Origin of the sequence: Blautia pseudococcoides (assembly GCF_001689125.2) — a bacterium.
GTDB classification, from domain to species: domain Bacteria; phylum Bacillota; class Clostridia; order Lachnospirales; family Lachnospiraceae; genus Blautia; species Blautia pseudococcoides.
In genome coordinates this window covers 1,152,723-1,172,009 of record NZ_CP015405.2, presented here as the reverse complement: position 1 = coordinate 1,172,009, position 19,287 = coordinate 1,152,723, and the positions used below count along the sequence as shown (strand labels likewise).

Annotated in this window: 24 protein-coding genes; all 24 read right to left on the bottom strand. The window is 45.1% G+C overall.

Translation table 11 applies throughout. The features are described from left to right. Positions 1–120: 120 nt before the first annotated feature. A complete protein-coding gene (pgeF, locus tag A4V09_RS05455; RefSeq protein WP_084043440.1) occupies positions 121–1,002 on the bottom strand; it encodes a peptidoglycan editing factor PgeF in 882 nt (293 codons plus the stop codon). Positions 1,003–1,017: 15 nt separating this feature from the next. Next, positions 1,018–1,377, bottom strand: coding sequence for a YraN family protein (locus A4V09_RS05450; protein WP_065541448.1), 360 nt, complete (start codon positions 1,375–1,377; stop codon positions 1,018–1,020). Between the two features lie 12 nt (positions 1,378–1,389). Next, positions 1,390–2,148 (bottom strand): ribonuclease HII, encoded by a 759-nt coding sequence (gene rnhB, locus A4V09_RS05445; protein ID WP_065541447.1) that lies wholly within the window; start codon positions 2,146–2,148, stop codon positions 1,390–1,392. A gap of 43 nt (positions 2,149–2,191) precedes the next feature. Continuing rightward, entirely contained in the window at positions 2,192–3,031 is an 840-nt protein-coding gene (gene ylqF / locus A4V09_RS05440; protein ID WP_065541446.1) for a ribosome biogenesis GTPase YlqF, read from the bottom strand. Positions 3,032–3,050: 19 nt separating this feature from the next. Further along, a complete protein-coding gene (gene lepB, locus A4V09_RS05435; RefSeq protein ID WP_065541445.1) occupies positions 3,051–3,623 on the bottom strand; it encodes a signal peptidase I in 573 nt (190 codons plus the stop codon). 74 nt (positions 3,624–3,697) lie between these two features. Continuing rightward, a complete protein-coding gene (gene rplS, locus A4V09_RS05430) occupies positions 3,698–4,045 on the bottom strand; it encodes a 50S ribosomal protein L19 (RefSeq protein ID WP_065541444.1) in 348 nt (115 codons plus the stop codon). Positions 4,046–4,158: 113 nt separating this feature from the next. Then, positions 4,159–4,701: a VanZ family protein gene (locus A4V09_RS05425; RefSeq protein WP_157766904.1), complete on the bottom strand. Its 543-nt coding sequence runs from the start codon at positions 4,699–4,701 to the stop codon at positions 4,159–4,161. Between the two features lie 140 nt (positions 4,702–4,841). Continuing rightward, positions 4,842–5,720 (bottom strand): glucose-1-phosphate thymidylyltransferase RfbA, encoded by an 879-nt coding sequence (rfbA, locus tag A4V09_RS05420; RefSeq protein ID WP_065541442.1) that lies wholly within the window; start codon positions 5,718–5,720, stop codon positions 4,842–4,844. Between the two features lie 275 nt (positions 5,721–5,995). Beyond that, entirely contained in the window at positions 5,996–6,862 is an 867-nt protein-coding gene (rfbD, locus tag A4V09_RS05415; RefSeq protein ID WP_065541441.1) for a dTDP-4-dehydrorhamnose reductase, read from the bottom strand. A 50-nt stretch (positions 6,863–6,912) separates the two neighbouring features. Next, positions 6,913–8,094 (bottom strand): MerR family transcriptional regulator, encoded by a 1,182-nt coding sequence (locus tag A4V09_RS05410; RefSeq protein WP_065541440.1) that lies wholly within the window; start codon positions 8,092–8,094, stop codon positions 6,913–6,915. Positions 8,095–8,208: 114 nt separating this feature from the next. After that, a complete protein-coding gene (gene rfbB, locus A4V09_RS05405) occupies positions 8,209–9,234 on the bottom strand; it encodes a dTDP-glucose 4,6-dehydratase (RefSeq protein WP_065541439.1) in 1,026 nt (341 codons plus the stop codon). 123 nt (positions 9,235–9,357) lie between these two features. Then, on the bottom strand, positions 9,358–9,948 hold the full coding sequence (locus A4V09_RS05400; RefSeq protein WP_084043439.1) for an LPXTG cell wall anchor domain-containing protein: 591 nt from the start codon (positions 9,946–9,948) through the stop codon (positions 9,358–9,360). 452 nt (positions 9,949–10,400) lie between these two features. Next, on the bottom strand, positions 10,401–11,408 hold the full coding sequence (locus tag A4V09_RS05395; RefSeq protein WP_065541437.1) for an LCP family protein: 1,008 nt from the start codon (positions 11,406–11,408) through the stop codon (positions 10,401–10,403). Continuing rightward, complete coding sequence (srtB, locus tag A4V09_RS05390) at positions 11,398–12,189, bottom strand: class B sortase (RefSeq protein ID WP_065541436.1); 792 nt, start codon at positions 12,187–12,189, stop codon at positions 11,398–11,400. The genes A4V09_RS05395 and srtB overlap by 11 nt, the downstream gene beginning before the upstream one ends. After that, positions 12,167–12,931: a YveK family protein gene (locus A4V09_RS05385; protein WP_065541435.1), complete on the bottom strand. Its 765-nt coding sequence runs from the start codon at positions 12,929–12,931 to the stop codon at positions 12,167–12,169. The genes srtB and A4V09_RS05385 overlap by 23 nt, the downstream gene beginning before the upstream one ends. 48 nt (positions 12,932–12,979) lie before the next feature. After that, entirely contained in the window at positions 12,980–13,675 is a 696-nt protein-coding gene (locus A4V09_RS05380) for a CpsD/CapB family tyrosine-protein kinase (protein WP_065541434.1), read from the bottom strand. Further along, entirely contained in the window at positions 13,668–14,390 is a 723-nt protein-coding gene (locus A4V09_RS05375; protein ID WP_084043438.1) for a CpsB/CapC family capsule biosynthesis tyrosine phosphatase, read from the bottom strand. Before A4V09_RS05375 ends, A4V09_RS05380 begins: the two co-directional genes overlap by 8 nt. A gap of 61 nt (positions 14,391–14,451) precedes the next feature. Beyond that, a complete protein-coding gene (locus tag A4V09_RS05370) occupies positions 14,452–15,264 on the bottom strand; it encodes an immunoglobulin-like domain-containing protein (protein ID WP_065541432.1) in 813 nt (270 codons plus the stop codon). Between the two features lie 175 nt (positions 15,265–15,439). Beyond that, positions 15,440–16,126 carry a hypothetical protein gene (locus A4V09_RS05365; protein ID WP_065541431.1) on the bottom strand — a complete coding sequence of 229 codons (687 nt, stop codon included), beginning with the start codon at positions 16,124–16,126 and terminating at the stop codon, positions 15,440–15,442. 72 nt (positions 16,127–16,198) lie between these two features. Beyond that, positions 16,199–16,492 carry a hypothetical protein gene (locus A4V09_RS24850; RefSeq protein ID WP_065541430.1) on the bottom strand — a complete coding sequence of 98 codons (294 nt, stop codon included), beginning with the start codon at positions 16,490–16,492 and terminating at the stop codon, positions 16,199–16,201. 144 nt (positions 16,493–16,636) lie between these two features. Next, entirely contained in the window at positions 16,637–16,957 is a 321-nt protein-coding gene (locus tag A4V09_RS26700; protein ID WP_065541429.1) for a transposase domain-containing protein, read from the bottom strand. Then, the gene (locus A4V09_RS25165) at positions 16,954–17,217 is read right to left on the bottom strand and encodes an IS66 family transposase (RefSeq protein WP_242963972.1); all 264 of its coding nucleotides are present in this window, start codon (positions 17,215–17,217) and stop codon (positions 16,954–16,956) included. Before A4V09_RS25165 ends, A4V09_RS26700 begins: the two co-directional genes overlap by 4 nt. Continuing rightward, a complete protein-coding gene (locus A4V09_RS26325; protein WP_065541428.1) occupies positions 17,109–17,483 on the bottom strand; it encodes an IS66 family transposase zinc-finger binding domain-containing protein in 375 nt (124 codons plus the stop codon). The genes A4V09_RS25165 and A4V09_RS26325 overlap by 109 nt, the downstream gene beginning before the upstream one ends. A gap of 247 nt (positions 17,484–17,730) precedes the next feature. Beyond that, complete coding sequence (locus A4V09_RS05340) at positions 17,731–19,191, bottom strand: oligosaccharide flippase family protein (RefSeq protein WP_157123456.1); 1,461 nt, start codon at positions 19,189–19,191, stop codon at positions 17,731–17,733. Between the last annotated feature and the right edge of the window lie 96 nt (positions 19,192–19,287).

Here is a 19,287-nt window from a genome sequence, read left to right as displayed (position 1 = left end):
CCTTTTTTCATTACGAACCTAATTATAACACACAGATTACTAAATGCAAAGCTTTTTTACATATTTTGTAACAACTATGTAATATTCACAAAAAAACAACCCTAAAATTTATGCATTAAGTCAATTGATTTCGCGCAATCCGAGGAATGCTCCCAGATTTCCCCTTTTTCCTTTACTGGCCCTGTGGGAAAATAAAAACCGGGGATTACAGCAGGTACAGATTCCCGGATAAGAGATATGAGCGGGAAGGATACCTGCCTCCCGGAAAATCAGCGCATTTGCTGCCCAAAGGTTTAAAAGATATTTGCCATGGCCTTTCTCCTTCAGGATCTTCCCGTGTTCCGAAACCGGAAATGCCTCTTGAAACTGCTCTGCCACATCCCTGCTGACCTCATAGCATTCCTGGCAGATAGAAGGGCCTATGGCAGCCAGGATATCCTCCGGCCTGCACCCATATTCCCTCTGCATTGTCTCCGCCGTCACTTTTCCTATCCTGCCCACAGTTCCCTTCCAACCGGAGTGTGATAAACCAATGACGCGCTTTTCAGGGTCCACAAAATATAACGGGACACAATCCGCATAAAAGGTGGCAAGCACCAGACCCGGAACATTCGTTACAAGTCCGTCCACATCTGTGTAATCCCTGGGGATGGAAATTCCTTTTCCCCTGTCCGCCTCTGTGACCACACGCACATTGGTGGTATGGGTCTGGTCAGAGCAGACGATCTGCTCCGGGGAAAATCCCACAGCAGCAGCAAGCCTTCTGTAATTCTCCCTGACATCTTCCTCACGGTCGCCTCTGGCAAAGCTCAGGTTCATGGATGTACAGTCCCCCCTGCTCACTCCCCCAAGCCTGGTGGAAAATCCATGTACAATTTCCGGAATTTCCTCAAAAACAGGGTATGTCAGGTACCAAACGCCGTTTGTTTTGTGGACATTCATGTGCTCATCTATGCCGGCCTTCCAATTAATTTCCATAGTACCGCCTATGCTGTTTTTCATGTCTTGCTCTCCCTTCTATGTATGGTAAGGAAACGCATCCTTAATAAGCGCAGTGTCATCTGGTGTGATCCCCACCACATCAAATCTGCAGGGTGTTTCCTCTGATAATCCTCTTCTCATAAGATAAAACAGCGCCGTCTGACATATCCGGCGCTGTTTTTTGTTATCCACTGCAAGAAACGGACCACCGCAGTCAGAGCTCTCTCTAAATTTCACCTCAACAAAACAGAGGTATTCCCCGTCCATGGCAATCAAATCAATCTCCCCTCTCTGACAACGGAAATTTTTCTCCAGGATCCGGTATCCATGCCGCTCCAAATACAGTGCAGCGCTCTCTTCATACAGCGTTCCTGTCTCTCTTGTGGATTTTCTCATACCCTTATATCCTCATGCAATAAAATTCCTGATAAAAGTGGCCCGGTGAATGGGAGACGGCCCGTATTTCCTTATGGCCTCTATATGGGAAGCCGCCCCATATCCCTTATGGGAGGCAAATCCGTATTCGGGCATTATTTTGTCGTACTCTCTCATAAGCCTGTCCCTGGTCACTTTTGCAATGATACTGGCAGCGGCAATGGAAATACTTTTTGCATCCCCCTTTATAATAGGAACCTGGGGAATCTCCATACCCGGGATGGTCACTGCGTCATTTAACAAAATCTGGGGGCGGACCGTGAGTTTGGACACTGCCTCCCGCATGGCTTCATAGGTCGCCTGCAGAATATTGATCTCATCAATTCTGGCAGGGCTGGCAAACCCAACACCCACACTGACCGCATTTTCCATGATCACATCATATAATTCCCCGCGTCTTTTCTCTGAAAGCTGTTTGGAATCATTGAGATAAAGGAGTCCGCAGTCCTTGGGAAGAATAACAGCACCGGCAGTCACAGGTCCCGCAAGAGGCCCCCTTCCGGCCTCGTCAATACCGCAGACATAGCCCAGATGCTCATACTGATACTCATAAACCTTCATCTTCTCAGTACGTGCCCGCTCCGCTTCCAGCCTTTCCTGGTACTTCTTCGCCTTCCCGATCAGGGCCTGTACACCTTTCCGCTCATCTTCTATATAGACTGCGCACAGAGCATCCAGCTCTGTCATCGCCGCAGCCTGAAATTCTGCGCGGATTTCCTGAATACTTTTCATCTTTTGTCTCATCCTTTGTCAAACTGTAATGATCCCGCGTGTTTCAGACTTGTTCCAGCGTGATCCTGCCAATCTTGCCGTTTCTAAACTCCTCCAGCAGAATATTGGATGCCTTGCCATAGTCAAGTTCACTGCCCTTCTGCAGGCAGTTTCTGTTTACCGCAATTGCCTCCAGCATTTTCAAACGGTCAACCGACTCTTCCACTTCATAGCGCTCCTTCAAAATACCTTCATAATACTTCTGGAGATATCCCAGCAGTTCCAGGGAAAGCTCCTCCAGATTCAGGATCTCATCCTTGATAGAGCCCACCATAGCAAGCTTAGCCCCCACACTCTGATCCTCAAATTTTGGCCAGAGGATTCCCGGTGTGTCAAGAAGCTCCACATTTTTGTTTATGCGGATCCACTGTTTTCCCTTAGTCACACCCGGCTTGTTTCCTGTTTTTGTACAGGCTTTTCCCGCAAAGGAATTGATAAACGTGGATTTTCCCACATTGGGGATTCCCACAACCATGGCCCTTATGGGGCGGTTTTTAATGCCTCTTCGTCTGTCTCTCTCGATTTTTTCCTTACAGGCCTCCATGATAACAGGGAGCACCTGACGGATGCCTGCTCCGCTTTTGGAATTGGCTTTGACCACACAGAACCCCTGATCCATAAAATACTGGGTCCATTTTTCATTCTGTCTCTCATCCGCCAAATCGGATTTGTTCAGCAGGATCAGCCGGACTTTATTTTTTCCCAGCTCATCAATATCAGGATTCCTGCTGGAAACAGGGATTCTGGCATCCACCACCTCAATGATCAGATCTATCAGCTTTATATTCTCCTGCATCATGCGCTTTGCTTTCGTCATGTGTCCAGGATACCATTGATAATTCATATTTGTTCCTCTCTGTCTGTCAGCTCTTGATAAGACCGAATTTTCCAAACGGGGAAACGCGCAGCCAGATTTTGCCTACAATATATTTCTGCTTCACATTTTCCACCTCTGCAAAACGGCTGTCCTCGCTGTTATTCCGGTTATCGCCAAGAACGAAATATTCATTTTTTCCCAGTGTGACCTGAGTCTCTGCCAGTCCCGGATTGCTGATTTTCGGAAAATCCTTCTTTTCCATATAAGTTTCCCCGTTGATCAGAATCAGTCCGTCCTTTATCTGCACAGTTTCCCCCGGCAGACCGATGATCCGCTTGATATGCATACTGGAATGTTCCTTGGCGTCCTTCTTAAAGGCAATGATATCGCCTCTCTCAGGGTCTCCCAGCTTATACGACACTTTATTGATCAGCACCTTATCCCCGGTAGCCAGGGTAGGTTCCATACCGCCCTCCTGCATGACAATGGTCTGGCAGAAGAAAATGGACACCACTGCAGCCAATACCAGAACCACCGCGATCTCAAATGCCCATATAAGCAGCGGACGCATTTTGCTGTCCTTGGAAAACTCCGGTCCCTTACTTTCTTTTTTCTTCATGGCAGCATCCTCTTATTCATTCAGAAACAGGGACATATACATAAGTATGTGTCCCTGTCTTCTAAAAAACATTATTATTTTACTAATTCTTTTACCTTAGCTGCTTTACCGACACGCTGTCTTAAGTAGTTCAGTTTTGCACGTCTTACTTTACCGCGTCTGATCACTTCCACTCTTTCCACATTAGGGGAATGCAGCGGCCACGTTTTCTCAACGCCGATTCCGTTGGAATTCTTTCTCACTGTAAAGGTCTCACGATTGCTTCCGCCCTGTTTTTTCAGCACAACGCCTTCAAAAATCTGGATTCTCTCGCGGTTACCCTCTTTGATCTTACCGTGTACTCTTACGGTATCTCCCACATTGAACTGCGGAACTTCTGCTTTCATCTGAGCAGCTTCGATGTTTTTAATGATGTCGTTCATGTTTTTTTCTCCTTATACTCTGGATGTTCTTAATGCAGTCAGCAGCAGAGGACCATCTCTTTTTTACAACGAGTATAATTATACTATGCGTACGGGGAGAATGCAAGCGTTTTTTACCATTTTTTGATCCATCGGCGGAATATAATGTAGAAAATGTACCCCAAAGCCGTCCCCAAAACGTTGGTGAGTACATCATCCAACTGTGCGTATCCTCTTCTTGTGAAATATTGACAAAATTCAATCAACAGGCTGGACGCACATCCCATACCCAGAACTTTCCAAAACCGCCTCATCTTTATGGACACTGACGGCAGCAATACGCCAAAGGGGAGGAACAGCAGTACATTTTCCAGGACAAAAGCATCACCCCGGGGGCCGCTGCCCAGCGTTCCAAAAGGTATCCAGTCAATTCCGTCCCTGCTCCCCGGTTCCCTGGATAAAAAAGTAATAAACAAAAGCATACAGAGATACCCTGCAAAGACGGCCGCCGCCAGAAAAAATCCGCGCGGTCTGCCTTTCTTTCCCCGCATTTTTGCCGCCAGCAAACCCATGGTGCCGACTGTCAAAAACGCCGACAATCCCGCAAAAAAATATTTCCCCACATCTGCAATATCTTGAATTACATAGTGTATCAGTTCCGCCGTATATTGTCCCATATCCAAGTGCTCCCATTCTGTCCTTACCGGCAAAGCCTCTCCCATTTCCATACCTATGCGGAAGCGCGGCTTTCCTTATTCCAAAAAAAGCATTCCCTGCCGTGTAAACTGCCGCGGCCTTGGGAATGCTTTCTATTTTACTATACCAGGTATTTCCCATCCAGTACATCTTTCAGGTAAGCACCATACTCATTCTTTTTCAGAACTTCATACGCTTCCATAACTTCTTCCCTGGAAATCCATTTGTTATGGTAAGCGATCTCCTCCAGGCAGGCGATCTTTCTGTGCTGATGGTCTTCCATGGTTTTTACAAAATTAGTTGCCTCCACTAAAGACTCATGTGTCCCTGTATCCAGCCAGGTAAAGCCCTGGCCCAGAAGTTCCACGTTCAGTTCATTCTGCTCCAGATAGATCCTGTTCAAATCTGTGATCTCCAGCTCCCCTCTTGCGGAAGGCTTCAGATTTTTGGCATATTCCACTACTTTATTGTCATAGAAATACAGACCTGTCACGCAGTAGTTGGATTTTGGCTGTGCCGGTTTCTCCTCAATGGAAACAGCCTTGCCGTCACTGTCAAATTCCACGATCCCAAACCGCTCCGGGTCATCCACGTAATAGCCGAATACTGTGGCCCCCTCTGTGCGTGAGGCGGCAGCACACAGTCGCTTTTTCAGGCCGTGTCCGTAGAAAATATTGTCACCCAGGATCATGGCAACGCCGTCATCACCGATAAAATCTTCACCGATGACAAAGGCCTGTGCCAGACCGTCCGGACTTGGCTGCACTGCGTATGACAGTTCCAGGCCGAACTGATGGCCGTCGCTTAATAGCGCCTCAAACCTGGGCGTATCCTCCGGTGTGGAGATGATCAAGATCTCTCGTATCCCCGCCTCCATAAGTACGGACAGGGGGTAATAAATCATGGGCTTGTCATATATTGGCAAAAGCTGTTTTGATGTTACCTTGGTCAGTGGATACAGCCTGGTTCCTGATCCACCTGCTAAAATAATTCCCTTCATAACTGGTACCTCTGTTTCTTCCTGTATTTTAGATTTCCAGTAACTGTTCCATCCCCTCACAGTTACAGGCAAAAATCCATGCAGAATCACTTTTGGCGATGAGATTTTTACCTGGCTGTGAAACACTTACTTACAGTCAGCGCAGGGAATGCGCAGACCTACTGAATCGTTTTGGTTTCCGGCTGCTGCTCTTATGCAGGGCCGGCACAGCATATGTGCTGACCTGAATATGCAGTCACGATCTCCGTTCAAAAAGCATGTGAACCCCGCATTTTTTAGTTTTCTTGAAGCAGTTTCTGCAGCTCTTCCGTCTGCAGATAACGCGCCAATGCATCCTGCCATGCAGGAAGACGGTTAAAGCCGTTTGCCTCCAGCTTATCCTTGCTCATCCGGCTGTTATGGGGCCTTTTTGCCTTTGCCGGAAATTCCTCAGAACTTACAGGATGTACATTTACACGCATCCCTGCCTGACGGAAAATTTCAGACGCGAAATCAAACCAACTGCAAAGTCCTTCATTTGTGGCATGATAGAAACCGTATTTCTCTGTCTCGATCATATCCACAAGGAGGACAGCCAGATCATAGGTATAAGTAGGAGAACCGATCTGGTCTTCCACCACATTGATATCTGTATGTTTCTTCCCCAGATTCAGCATGGTTTTAATGAAGTTCTTGCCGTTCACGCCAAATACCCAGGCGATCCTCACAATGAAAAATTTGTCCACATGGTCCGTAACTGCCACTTCACCTTCATATTTCGTCTGTCCGTACACGTTTAAAGGTTCTCTCTCATCATCCGGTTCCCATGGCCTTGTGCCCTCGCCGTCAAACACATAGTCTGTGCTGATGTACATCATTTTAAGGCCAAGCTCCTGACACACTTTTGCAATGTTTTCAGTGCCGTAGGCATTGACTTTCCGGCAGACTTCTATATTATCCTCCGCTGCATCCACGGCAGTGTAGGCTGCGCAGTGGACAACCGCTTCCACGTCCGCCTCCCCGATCACCTGTCTGCACGCCTGGGGATCTGTGATATCCATCTCCTCAACATCCACTCCGACGCCAATATGGCCTCTCTTAGCCAGCTCATTCATAACGTCATGTCCCAACTGTCCTTTTACACCTGTCACTAAAACTCTCATAACCTTCATCCTTTCTCTTCTCTGCCCCTATTATGCCCGGCAGAGCAAAATTATTTCCTGCAAATAAAAATCCCCGCTTCTTTGGTGATGGAGATACCACCGTTCTTTTGAATCTTCTCCTCCAAAAACTTCTTAAATTCTCTCTGTCTGGGATACAGAAGCTCACTCTGGTTCCCATGACAGGATAAAATATAATCAAGCAGCGGCTCCGGCTTGTCCACCCACAGGCCGTCCTCGTACATTCGTTTCTCCACGGAGGAAAAATAGGGTTCCAGCAGCTTCTGCCCGTTTTCCAGACCGAACAGTTTATACAGGGCCACCTCCGACAAGGAAATCCTGGGATCAAATTCCTGAACCAGTTCCGTGATCTCATGCATATGCCCTGTCCCATAGGTACTGCAGTAGAAAATCCCGTCTTTACTTAATACACGGCTGATCTCCTCCAAAGCCTTTGCCATATTCTGTACATAGAAAAGCACATGATTGGCAACTACCCGCTGAAAGTATCCGTCAGGAAAAGGAAGCTCCTGGCAGTCCAGCACTCGGAAATCAAAATATTTCTTTCTTTCCCTTCCGATATTTGCCGCTGCGTCCCGGACCATTCCTCCTGACGCATCGGAGAGACAGATATATCTGCCTTGAAGCACTGCATCGGGAGCATGTCTCCAGAGCTGGCCATTGCCGCATCCCACCTCCAGAAGATTTTGCACACGATCAAGATCAATCTGCTCATACAGCCATGCAAACCATCCTTTGGGATTGGAGGAATACCGTTCATGCAGAGAAATACGGATATTTAAGTTGGCTCCGTTTTTATACTGCTCCACCAAAGTCTTTTCCATATCCGTCAGATGGATCAGGTTCAGGATTTCGTTCCAGTCTATCTGGTTTGTCTGCTGAACGATCTGCATGGTATTCTGAAGGGCGTGCTCCATCTGGTTCATATTTTCGATTTTCTTCTGCACCAGGTCGATCTGCAGCTTTAGGGACTCCAGAATATCGGAACTGGTGTCATGTATGGTCATATTGGAGATTTCTTTTAAAGAAAATCCCAGATATTTCAGGGAAAGAATTTTCTGGAGCTTTAGAAAATCCTCATCAGAATACATACGGTAGCCTGATTCGTTGACAAAACTGGGTTTTAGCAATCCGTTCTTATCATAATACCGGATGGTCCGGATCGTCACGTGTGCCATCCGTGCAAACTCGCCGGTGGTATAATAGCGCCCCATAAAATCCCTCCCTTCCGCTTTTTTCTATTACGCTGCCCTGACATTTACAGCACCCGGTGCAGCGGCTCCCGGTGAAATACCCTGGGCAATAGCTGTGTATAAAAACTGCTGTTCTTATGACAGACGTTCTTTGTACATCTTGTCAAAATAATTGGAGTATTCACCGCTCAGGATGTGCTTCCACCAGTCTTCATGGTCCAGATACCACTGAATGGTCTGTGCAATTCCTGTATCAAAATTATATTTGGGCTTCCATCCAAGTTCTGTTTCCAGTTTTGTGGGGTCGATGGCATATCTCATGTCATGTCCCGGACGGTCTTTGACATATTTAATCAGACTTTCCGGTTTATTCAGGGCTTTGAGAATTGTCTGAACTACCTGGAGATTAGTCCTCTCATTATGGCCGCCCACGTTGTAAACCTGGCCGACTCTTCCCTTATGGATGATCCGGTCAATGGCTTCACAGTGGTCTTCTACATGCAGCCAGTCTCTTACATTCTCACCGTTTCCGTATACCGGAAGTTCTTCATCCGCCAGTGCACGGCTGATCATCAGCGGGATCAGTTTTTCCGGAAAATGATAGGGTCCATAGTTGTTGGAACATCTGGATATGGTCACCGGTAAACCAAAGGTCCTGTAATAAGCAAGTACAAATAAGTCTGCGCTGGCCTTTGAGGAGGAATACGGACTGGAGGTATGGATCGGTGTCTCCTCTGTGAAGAACAGGTCAGGCCTGTCAAGGGGCAGGTCACCGTAAACTTCATCTGTGGATACCTGATGGTAGCGCTTTACCCCATATTTTCTGGAGGCATCCAGAAGCACCCTTGTTCCCATGACATTGGTCTGGACAAAAATACCCGGGTCTTCAATGGAACGGTCCACATGGCTCTCTGCTGCAAAGTTCACTACAATGTCGAACTTTTCCTTCTCGAACAACTCCATAATAAACGGTTCGTCCGCAATATCGCCTTTGACAAATTTGTAATTCGGTTTATCTTCCACTGGTTTCAAAGTTTCCAGATTACCGGCATAGGTGAGCAGATCCAGATTTACAATTTCGTAGTCCGGGTATTTATTCACCATGTGATGGACAAAGTTTCCTCCGATAAAACCGGCACCGCCTGTTACTAATACTTTCATGTGGTATTCTCCTTTTCTTTTTCTCTGATACTGTTACTATAAGGGGTGACGTAAGGTCACTGTCAAGGGTTTTTTTAGAAAAAAAGGACCCGGGCTTCCGCCCGGGTCTCTAAGCATTATAAATTATGCTTCTCTTCTTTTTTTGTATGTAACAGCCATTCCGGCTACTGCAATAACAGCTACGATACCTGTCCACATCATGACATTTGTTTCGCCTGTCTTAGGAGATGTGGATGCTTTTGCTGCTGCATCTTTGTCAACAACAAATGCTACAGGAGACAGAGATGTGAAGGTAGCTGTGATCGTACCAGCACCAGCTTTTGCTTCTACTTTCTCCCAAGCGCTTCCATTGTAGTGCAGAACTGCAACAGAAGAACCTTCTGTAACACCAGCAACTTCAAATGTGATGGTCACAGGGAAAGTTGTTCCGTCCGGAACAGAGATGTCTTTGACATCTACTACCTGCATTCCTTCTTTGAAGTCTGCGCCGAGAACTTCTTTCAGAGTTTCCTCTTTCTTAACGTTCTCAACCGCTTCCTTGTACTCGTCAGGAACCGCTTTGATTTCTACAGTAACTGCGTTTCCGTCAGCATCTGTAGCGGCCTGAGCCTTGGTTACAACACCTGTAACCTGTACACTTGGCTGTGCGAATACTGCAACGGCTGAGCTAACAGTCATAACAGCAGCGCACACAAAAGCAATAAGTTTCTTCATGATAAAATCCTCCTTTTGTTTCTTCTTGCTTTATTACATTTAACAAGCTTGAAGTTATTATAACACTACTTCCGTAATTTGTAAAACATTTCTATCAATAATTTTTGTAATTTTTCATCATCTAAGTGAAATTTCTCTTATTCTGTCCACCCAGTCCCCTGCCCGGGGATATATTGTGTTCCCATAGTTCCTAAGCACTATATGTTTGGGTTCAGATTATATTTTTTCTTGTTTTTATGTTATTTATATACACCGTCATGAGGAAGGAGAAGCAATATAAAGTCCAACTCTTCACTCCTGTGATAAATTTCAGAAAAATTCTGGTTATTCGGCACCTGAAAAAACCTACAATGATGACCATGTATGTTTTGTTTAAGCGAATCGGTTCTTTGGGAAAAATAAACAAACCCGTAATCCCTTGATGCTCTTGGGATTACGGGTGTCAGGTTATATTACTCTCGTAATTTATAAAACATTTCTATCAATATTTTCTGCAATTCTTCATCATTCACATAAAACTCTTCATGTTCCGCGCCTGCTACCGCTTCTCCGGGAGCATACTGTGTTCCGCTGTCATCAAGCTGATAGCGTGCCAGATCATTGATCTGGTCAGCATTCAGATCCGTCACCAGATAAGGCTTGATCACCGGATAAAATGCCTCATAATAATCTCCCGCTGCGCCGACCCTATTCCTCAGCGATGAAATCAGAGCCGGAATATACTGTACCTGGCGCTGCATACGTCCGTTGTTGCTGCCCTGGACGTCCGTATCCCTGTAGCGAACATATTTCTCGGCCTGTTCCCCTGACAGCTTCACAGTCTCACCTTTTACAAATGCAGGGTCTATGGCAGTATAATCCTCCGGTATCGTGATCTCCACACCGCCCACCGCGTCGTTCATTGTGCTGATCGCGTCAATATTCAATGACACATAGCCATCTATGGGCAGATCAAAAAGCAGTTCCGATACTGTCTTTTTCATGGCCCAGCAGCTGCTCTGCTCCCCATTGCCGTAGGCATACTGGGTGGCAAGCTGTGCATTTACGGAAGTATAATAATTGCCGCTTGCATCATAGATATCTATGTCTGTCATGGAATCCCTGGAAACCTGCAGGATGCGTGCTGTCTGTGACTCTTTATCCAGAGATATGATCATAACACAGTCCGCCTGTCCTGCCACTCCCGGAGTATCCTTTAAGGTAACCGTCTCTTTCTTATCCACACCCATGAATAAAATATTCGTAAGATTTTTATTATACTCATATTTTTTACCATCATAGGTGATGGTATCATCACTGGCCTGGGAAACGGATGCGCCTGTGCTTTTCTTCATATTGTCTGCAACCGTCTTTGCTCTGCTGTTATTTTTCACAACATATACAAGGACTGCCCCAGCCAAAAGCAGAAGGAGGATCACAGAAAATATCACAACCAGTCTCTTTTTTTCTTTACTTTTCATCTATCAGTACCGCCTCTACAAGAAAACGCTGGTCATTATTTCCATTGCAGGTTGACATTGTGATAATTCGGTCAGATGTTGTGACCGGAATATCTGTGTTGATATAGGATGCCATATTTCTCACCTGACTGAGTGAGTCCAAATATGCCTGATATTGTTCATCCTGATCAAAATCAAAGGCTACCATAATGTGCCTGCTGTCATAAGTCACCGCAGCAAAAATCTTATAAGTAAAAATGTGTTCCGGTGTATAAATATACACTTCCGAATGCTCATCCATATAAGCGCTGTCCTTATAATCCTTCAGGCCGCCGAACATAGTGTTGTCTTTCATATTATGTCCGTATATCACTGTATTTTTGTCTGTAAAATCTTGTTTATTCAGGGATTCTGTATAGATAGAACCCGGAAGTCCCTCTTCGCCTTCAATTGTGTGGTCAAGATAATATGCGTCATCCTCGGGCCGCTGTACAATAGGATAATCCACTTCCGTACCGGGAATCTGTATCCACGCATAGATTTCAGGATTCATCTTCTGAAGCTCTGCAAAATCTATGGGAATGTCTACAGGCTCCGGTTCAGGTTCTGCCGCCTGCTCCGGTTCCTGTATCGGTTCTTCTTTGACCTTTGGTTCTTCCGTCTTCTTATTATTTTCTTTCAGCTTATCATAAACTTCCTCTTTTTTCTGCTGGCTTGTATAATAATATACAGCAAAAGCTGCAGCTGCAAGAAATATGAGCAAAAAAACCCAGAATAGTTTACTTCTTTTTTTCTTTTCCATTGTCTGCCTCTTTCAATTTGCGAAGCTCATCCTTCTTCTTATCTTTCCCCTTCACATAAGGAACAATAGCCAATGTGGAAAGTCCCAGATATTTTTCAACATCTTCTTCTGTCTTGATGTTGTCATTGATGATAAACCTCACACTAAGCACTCCGCATACTAGCAGGATACCCAGCAGAATACCGATCGCGGTATTTTTCAAAAGGCTGGGGCTGACCGGCTTTTCTGACACTTCAGCACTCTCCACAGTTGTGGGCGGGTCAGATTTCATAATGGATGCCATCCTGTCTGCCGTCTCCTCGGCAACTGCATTTGCGATGATGCAGGCATCTGCCGGGTTCTCGTCTATGGCCTTAACTTCCAGGATTCGCGTACCGGATTTGTTGACCACTGTAAGTACATCCAGTATCTCTTTTCTGGTAAAGGTTTTGTCTTCTTCTCCTTTGATCCGTTCTATGGCAGCATCAATGACCGGCTTACTGGTGGCGATCACCTCAAAGTCAGCCGTCAGCTCACTGCCGATCTGAATATCTGCCAGAGAGGTTACGCTGGTCGTCTTGTTCAAAATATAAAGCTGAGCTTTTGATTCATACTTAGGCGTGATGAGAAGCGCTGTACCGCCAAGCGCGATTACTCCGCCCATGATCGCACAAATACCAATCAGCCACCATTTACGCAGCAGGATATGGAATAGGGCACCTAAATCAATCTCAATATCGTCATCGTATTCTTTATTATTCATTTTGTTCCTCTTTCATTGCAAAATTTTTCTTACGGTGTCTTGTTGATCTTAATAGTATCCGCCGTATTTATTTCCATAATATCCGCCATACTTCTTGCCATAGTAGCTTCCTGTATGCACATCCACCTTGTTGAGCACAACTCCAAGAAGATTGCTGTTGGCTGCTTTTAGCTGGCCAACCACACCTTTTGCCTCTGCTCTGGAGGAATTGTCTGCCGCCAGTACAAGGATGGAACCATCACACACCTGGGCGATCACCGCTGCGTCGATAACGCTTCCAAGAGGCGGTGTATCTATGATTATGTAAGCAAACGTGTTCTTCAAGCCTGTGAGCAGCTTCTGAAGTCTCTCATTTCCAAGAAGCTCTGTCGGGTTGCTGGGGAAAATTCCGGTTGGAAGCAGGAAAAAATTTCTCTTATTTGTTCCATATACCACATCCCCTAATTCCTCCTGACCGGAAAGATAATGGCTGAGTCCTTTGATGGCTCCTTCAATTCTCAAACGGTGAACCAATACGGATTTTCTCATATCCGCATCAATCAGCAGTGTATTCCTGCCGCTCTCCGCCAGTGCCAGTGCCAGATTATAGGCCACTGTGCTCTTTCCATCATTGGGTGTACAGCTTGTAACTGCGATCACCCGGTTCTCCACACCTGTAAACTCCAGGTTGGTCCTCAAGGTACGGTAAACTTCTCGTTCCCGGCTTGATAATGAAATCTCTCCTTTGATCTCTAACTTATCCACTTATGTATTCTCCTCTGATAATTCTTGACGGATTTATTGTGCTGATCTCTTCCCGGTATGTCTTTCCGATTTTCTTATCTATATAAGAAAGGCAGTCCCTCATCTCCGGACGTCTGTGTGTCACCCCATGGGCATCCGTGCCCAGTACGTGAATGAGTCCATGCCTCATTAATTTCAATAAATACCATCTTGTGCTCCAGCCTGCTTTACCCATGACACTGGAAACATTGACCTGCATGCAGGCTCCCATATTGGCCAGCTCTGCAACCTGTTCTTCCTTCTTCATTCCCTGATAACGCTCAATATGGGCGATCACAGGCATATAACCGGCATACTGTAAATGCTGCACAGCGTGCCGTATATAACGAAATTCCGCATAGACGGGAAATTCTACCAAAACATATTTTGTTTCATTCAAAGTCAGCGCATCGCCTCTTTCAAGGGCATCCACCACTTCCTCGCTGTAAAACAGTTCATTTCCCAGATATATCCTGGACTTTGGATTCATTTCCTTCGCGTATTTGCAGGTACGCAGATAAGCTCCCATTCTTTTCTCCAGGACGGATGCATCCATGTCACAGTTAAAATGTGGTGTAGCAATAATCTCGTCGATGCCGTCCTTAAACGCCATTCGCAGCATCTTGCGTGTTTCGTCCGCATTCTTTGCTCCGTCATCTACACCGGGCAAAATGTGGCAGTGTGTGTCTATTATCAATGATCTTATCCACCTTTACCATAAATTCACCCACCATTATAAAGGAAAGTGCTCTGTTTGTCTACTGGATATTTACCTTTAAAATGGCAGTATTTGACTGATTTCCGTCGCTGTCGACAACAAAATATACAACTTCATAGGTTCCCGGTGTATTGGTATCCACCGGATTCTGCAGCTGGATCTGTCTGAAAAGAGTACTTCTGTCATCTTTATCATCGGTGATATCCTGAATATATGTACTGTAATCAAACTTGCTTCCCACAGGGAGCGTCACCTCATATTGGTTCAGTCTGAACTGGGGACTTCCTGGCGGAAGCTGTGCGATCGCCGCTTCCGCTGCCTCTGCACCGCCTGCGGTATCCTGAGGGGGCTGCTCTGCGGCAGCCGGATCGGCAGGAACATCTGCCGGTACGTCCGCCGGAACATCGCCCTCGCCGGTCCCCTCCCCTTCAGGGGCCGGGGCTTCTGTTCCAGCTTCACTATTTTCCGGATTCTCATCCGTTCCTTCCGGTGCCTGGCCGCTGTCTGCAGGAGCCGGCTCTCCGGAAGCCTGGTAGCTTACCATGATTTTCTTTTTTGCAACGTTGCGGCTGTTATCCATTGCCGTATAGGTAACTTCAGCCTGTGTGCCATCAGAAGTTGGTTTGACCGATTCCACCATAAGTGTATCTGATACATCTCCGTCCTTGTCATCCACTGCTGTGATGCCTTCCAACAGTAGCTTCTTATCCTGCCCCGCCACATAAGTCAGCGTATTGTCCGCAGGGACTTTTATCTCCGGTGCTGTCTTGTCCCGATTAAGTACCAGATATACGGTACCGGCTGTAATTCCGATGCATACTATAATTGCTGCAGCAATTAAACCTTTTTTCATCTTCTTTCCATTCCTCTCATATATATTTAAAATAAGAAAGTGCTGCTCACTTTTTTTCCCAAAAGAGCATTCTAAGGACCGCGCGGTAAATGCACGGGCCTGTTGAGTAGTTATACCATAATTTCTATTCTTTCCCATTTCAAACAACATTATTATATTAACATTACATAAATCATTAATCAATTACTTTTTTTAATTCTTTTGGATTGGCAATGGAGCGGATGTAATTGAGAAGATCCTTCTTATTAAAAACGGCAAGGTCATCGGCGGCTTTTTGTGGCATAATGAGGTAGGATTTTAGCTCTTCAAGGATTTCTGCCATATCAGCATAGCATACCTCTTCGATTCCGGGGTTTTTTATATTGATATCCAGTTGAAGGGGGAGTCTGTAATGGATCACCAGCCAGGTGTTCATGCGGGTGTAATCGCCGTAGTAATAGTCTTCGGAAAAGAAGTCGGCTGGTTTTATTTTTTTATTTGTTTTCTGGATCTCTGCCCAGACGATGTCGTCTTGCTTTGTGGTGCTTCTGCCGTATTTGTCCGTGAAGCGTACAATGCGGGGCATGTACTCGGTGAAAAAACGGTAGTCTGTGTATAGATGAAAAAGATAGCCCCGGACACTGGGGTCGGGGAGAAGACTGCGGTATTTGTCAAGAAATTTGGACAGTATGGGGGATTGGACTATATCCTGTAAGGTGTCGGTGCTCCGGAAATGGGATTGGAATTTGTCTTTTACGGTGTCGGGGAGTAAATTGCCTGCCAGGAAGGCGTTTTTGGCTTTTGGTTGGTTTAGGGGGTGGGTAAATGGCAGCGAATTTAGGAAGAAATTCGCTGCGGTCAGGTGGATGATATAGCCGGGCATGGTTTTTGTTACCTCACTTATGAATTTGTTGTTTTCAGATGAAATGTATTTTATGGTACAAGACTTTCTCTGTTATGGTTTGCAGATATCTGTTACTTTTGCCAGCACTGCCCATACATATGGCGCACCGTACATGTTTAGTGCCTTTGGACCGGTGATTTTGCCGGGATTATTTTTTATTTTTTTATATGCGTTTTCAAAGGTGCTTCTGGTGATGGAGCGTTCTCTGCGGTCGGTGAACATTTCGCCGCCTTTGATGGTATAGGTGAAGGGGAGTAATTTCTTTGTGTAGAAGGTTTCTCCTTGGTGGGATGTGATTACTCCCCATAAATTGTTAAGTGTTATAGTTTCAGTTGGGTTATCCATGTGGCAATCCTTTCTTTACTTTAGATAAAATTGGCTTATGTGGCGTTCTTTATAGTATTTTACTCTTAAATAAAATAAGGTGCAAGAAAAAGATAGTGCCAATACATATATTCATACACTGGGAGGGTGTAAAATAAGTAATCGTCAAATAATAACACGGTAAAGTTTAAAATTACCCCAGCTCTTTGCGAGTTGGAGTAATTCACATACGATTTTGGAGAGATTGGAATTTTCACTCCAAGGTGCCAGTTCGGCTAGCTGTTCGTCGCCCATATTCTGATCCGGCCGACGTTCCAGCAAAAATTTGAGGTATCTGTAAATATTCAGACCGTGTGCTTTTGCCATCTCGAGACGCAGCTGCTTGCGTTTTTCATAATCACCGGGATACTTTTTGTTAATGGAGTCCTCTATGGCAAACAAACGATTGCAGTACCGGATACTGTGCTGCAGGCTGGCTGTAATCATAACAGCCACATATATGACTGGGACTGGGCTTTGCGTCCTTCCTCATTCAGCACCTCTACTCTTGTCTCATCTGCCATTGCAAAGCCGCGCTTCAGCAGTTCCCGGTGGAAGTAATCATACATCCACTGGAAATAGTTCTGTGAGCAGTAGATTATCCAGTTGACAAGGGCGGTACGGCTGATCTGGGCACCATACTGTTTCCAGTCCTTTTCCTGGCGGTAAAGGGTAGCCCGTTGACATACTTCTGGTACATCGTCCACGCAACAGTGGATGCCGAGGCAGGACCTTTCCCTACCAGGGCCGCCGGAACGGGGGACTTTATGATCACAGGTTTTTCTGTATCTCCAAGACCTTCTTTGCGGGAAGGGCATCCATAATTCTGGCTGTAGTATTCGATGACTTTGCATGTGGCCGGAATGAATTCCAGTTCCCGGCGGACATACTCCTCGCCGATCAGGACCATCTGCGTACCGCAGACTGGACAGACCTGTTCTTCTACCGGAAGAGGGATGAATACTTTTTCCACTTTCAGATCTTTAAAGAGATCATCGTGAGCCTTTCGACTACTATTATAAGTTAATCTGAAGATTTAAGAATTCCGGCGGAATATTTGGCGCTTGCTTGGGAATTTCAAGGCACTGCAAAGCCTTGAACTCCTTATGAGTAACAGTATCCTCCTCTGATACCCTGATAGGTGAAAGCTGCTTTACCCAGCCGCTTAAGGTACTCCGATTTACACCATATTCACGTTCCAGTTGTGACATCCTGATGAATTATGCTCTATGTAACAATTTCACCTTGACCTTTTCGAGAATTTCAATCATAAAAGCATTTTTCATCATTAAGTTAACAGCTACATACACAATTGCACCGCACGCCACTTCCACCATAAGGCCAACCATATTGGGCAAGTTTATCTGCATAAGGAGACAAACACACGCAGCCATAATTACAGTGCTTAATAGCCCCTCTGCGAGTGCTTTTCCGTTAATGCTGAACCTCACTTTTTTCTTCATGTAAATAAACTGGATTGTATTTGTTGCAAGCTCACTAAATACTGATGCAATAACAGCACCATTCTGTAAAAGCGGAGGGATCAATGCCGAATTTGTGATAATATTAATTACAGAAGCGGATGCCGCCGCCGGGAGAATAATTTTCTCACTCTTGGTACTATAAACCAACTGATAGCAAAATAAGTCACCGAAGCCTTTAATTAGAATCAACGGACACATCAGCTGAATTGTTAAGGCCGCTGGTCCAAAAGCTTCTCCATACAAAAATTCAACAGTCTGAGAAGCCACCAGTGTCATTCCGACTGCCAACGGAAGCGTCATAAAACACAATATTTGAAATCCCTTGTCCAGCAAACGATAAAACCCACCTCTGTCGTTTTCATAATAGAAACTTAGTCTCGGAAGCAGAGCAGCCGTAACTGCATTTGCCATTGTTAGTACCATATTGACTGTCTTTAGAGCATACGCATAATATCCAACAGATTCATCTGTTGCCATCATATTCAACATGGTCACATCAATTTTGTTATAGATACTCGACAGGAATATAATACATGCAATAAAAAGTACCGGTTTTATGTGCTTTTTAAGATGAATGCCAGAAAACTCAATTCTAACAAACTTTTTTGCATGAATTACATTAAAAATGTAATTTCCACCTGTTGCAAGACTAGAAATCAATGCATAGAGCACATAATCCTGCCGCGTCTTGACAAATAGGAATAACGCTCCCAAAGAAAGTCCCTTTATAAGCAAACTTCTTCCTGTAATGTAGCCGTATTCCTCCAGCCCCTTATACATCCAATCGATATTAAGATAGTTAAAGAACACCGCAAGGCCACATGCGCCATAAAGAGCCCATTCCCCACTAAAGGCTGCATTTGCAAATACGAGGATAAAAAAGCCACCAACTGCTAATGTGGTTGATATGACATTAAGCAGCAAGAGTTCTGTAAATATCTTATTCTTTTCGTGCTCATTTTCTCTTACTTTTGCAAATTCCCGCACACCATAGGATGGCAAACCTAATGCCGCAATCGTCACAAAATATGAAGCGATATTCTGCGCTGAAGATACTTTTCCCACACCAACAGGGAGAAGAATTCGTGATACATATATTGATGTAACAAACGGGAACAAAATATTTACAACTGTATATATAATATTATATATTGAATTTTTAGCTAATGATTTTTGCATCGATATTTTATATGGCACTAGCCATCGTTCCTCCACTAGTAATACAGACTCGCTTGTAGTATCCTTTTTCTACAATCTACAAGCAAGGAATCCGATATGGGTAGATTTATTTAA

Excerpts from the sequence above, each read along its gene's own strand:
- pgeF (WP_084043440.1), bottom strand. The coding sequence starts at position 1,002 with ATGAAAAACAGCATAGGCGGTACTATGGAAATTAATTGGAAGGCCGGC.
- A4V09_RS05450 (WP_065541448.1), bottom strand. The coding sequence starts at position 1,377 with ATGAGAAAATCCACAAGAGAGACAGGAACGCTGTATGAAGAGAGCGCT.
- rnhB (WP_065541447.1), bottom strand. The coding sequence starts at position 2,148 with ATGAAAAGTATTCAGGAAATCCGCGCAGAATTTCAGGCTGCGGCGATG.
- ylqF (WP_065541446.1), bottom strand. The coding sequence starts at position 3,031 with ATGAATTATCAATGGTATCCTGGACACATGACGAAAGCAAAGCGCATG.
- lepB (WP_065541445.1), bottom strand. The coding sequence starts at position 3,623 with ATGAAGAAAAAAGAAAGTAAGGGACCGGAGTTTTCCAAGGACAGCAAA.
- rplS (WP_065541444.1), bottom strand. The coding sequence starts at position 4,045 with ATGAACGACATCATTAAAAACATCGAAGCTGCTCAGATGAAAGCAGAA.
- A4V09_RS05425 (WP_157766904.1), bottom strand. The coding sequence starts at position 4,701 with ATGGGACAATATACGGCGGAACTGATACACTATGTAATTCAAGATATT.
- rfbA (WP_065541442.1), bottom strand. The coding sequence starts at position 5,720 with ATGAAGGGAATTATTTTAGCAGGTGGATCAGGAACCAGGCTGTATCCA.
- rfbD (WP_065541441.1), bottom strand. The coding sequence starts at position 6,862 with ATGAGAGTTTTAGTGACAGGTGTAAAAGGACAGTTGGGACATGACGTT.
- A4V09_RS05410 (WP_065541440.1), bottom strand. The coding sequence starts at position 8,094 with ATGGGGCGCTATTATACCACCGGCGAGTTTGCACGGATGGCACACGTG.
- rfbB (WP_065541439.1), bottom strand. The coding sequence starts at position 9,234 with ATGAAAGTATTAGTAACAGGCGGTGCCGGTTTTATCGGAGGAAACTTT.
- A4V09_RS05400 (WP_084043439.1), bottom strand. The coding sequence starts at position 9,948 with ATGAAGAAACTTATTGCTTTTGTGTGCGCTGCTGTTATGACTGTTAGC.
- A4V09_RS05395 (WP_065541437.1), bottom strand. The coding sequence starts at position 11,408 with ATGAAAAGTAAAGAAAAAAAGAGACTGGTTGTGATATTTTCTGTGATC.
- srtB (WP_065541436.1), bottom strand. The coding sequence starts at position 12,189 with ATGGAAAAGAAAAAAAGAAGTAAACTATTCTGGGTTTTTTTGCTCATA.
- A4V09_RS05385 (WP_065541435.1), bottom strand. The coding sequence starts at position 12,931 with ATGAATAATAAAGAATACGATGACGATATTGAGATTGATTTAGGTGCC.
- A4V09_RS05370 (WP_065541432.1), bottom strand. The coding sequence starts at position 15,264 with ATGAAAAAAGGTTTAATTGCTGCAGCAATTATAGTATGCATCGGAATT.
- A4V09_RS05365 (WP_065541431.1), bottom strand. The coding sequence starts at position 16,126 with ATGCCCGGCTATATCATCCACCTGACCGCAGCGAATTTCTTCCTAAAT.
- A4V09_RS24850 (WP_065541430.1), bottom strand. The coding sequence starts at position 16,492 with ATGGATAACCCAACTGAAACTATAACACTTAACAATTTATGGGGAGTA.
- A4V09_RS26700 (WP_065541429.1), bottom strand. The coding sequence starts at position 16,957 with ATGATTACAGCCAGCCTGCAGCACAGTATCCGGTACTGCAATCGTTTG.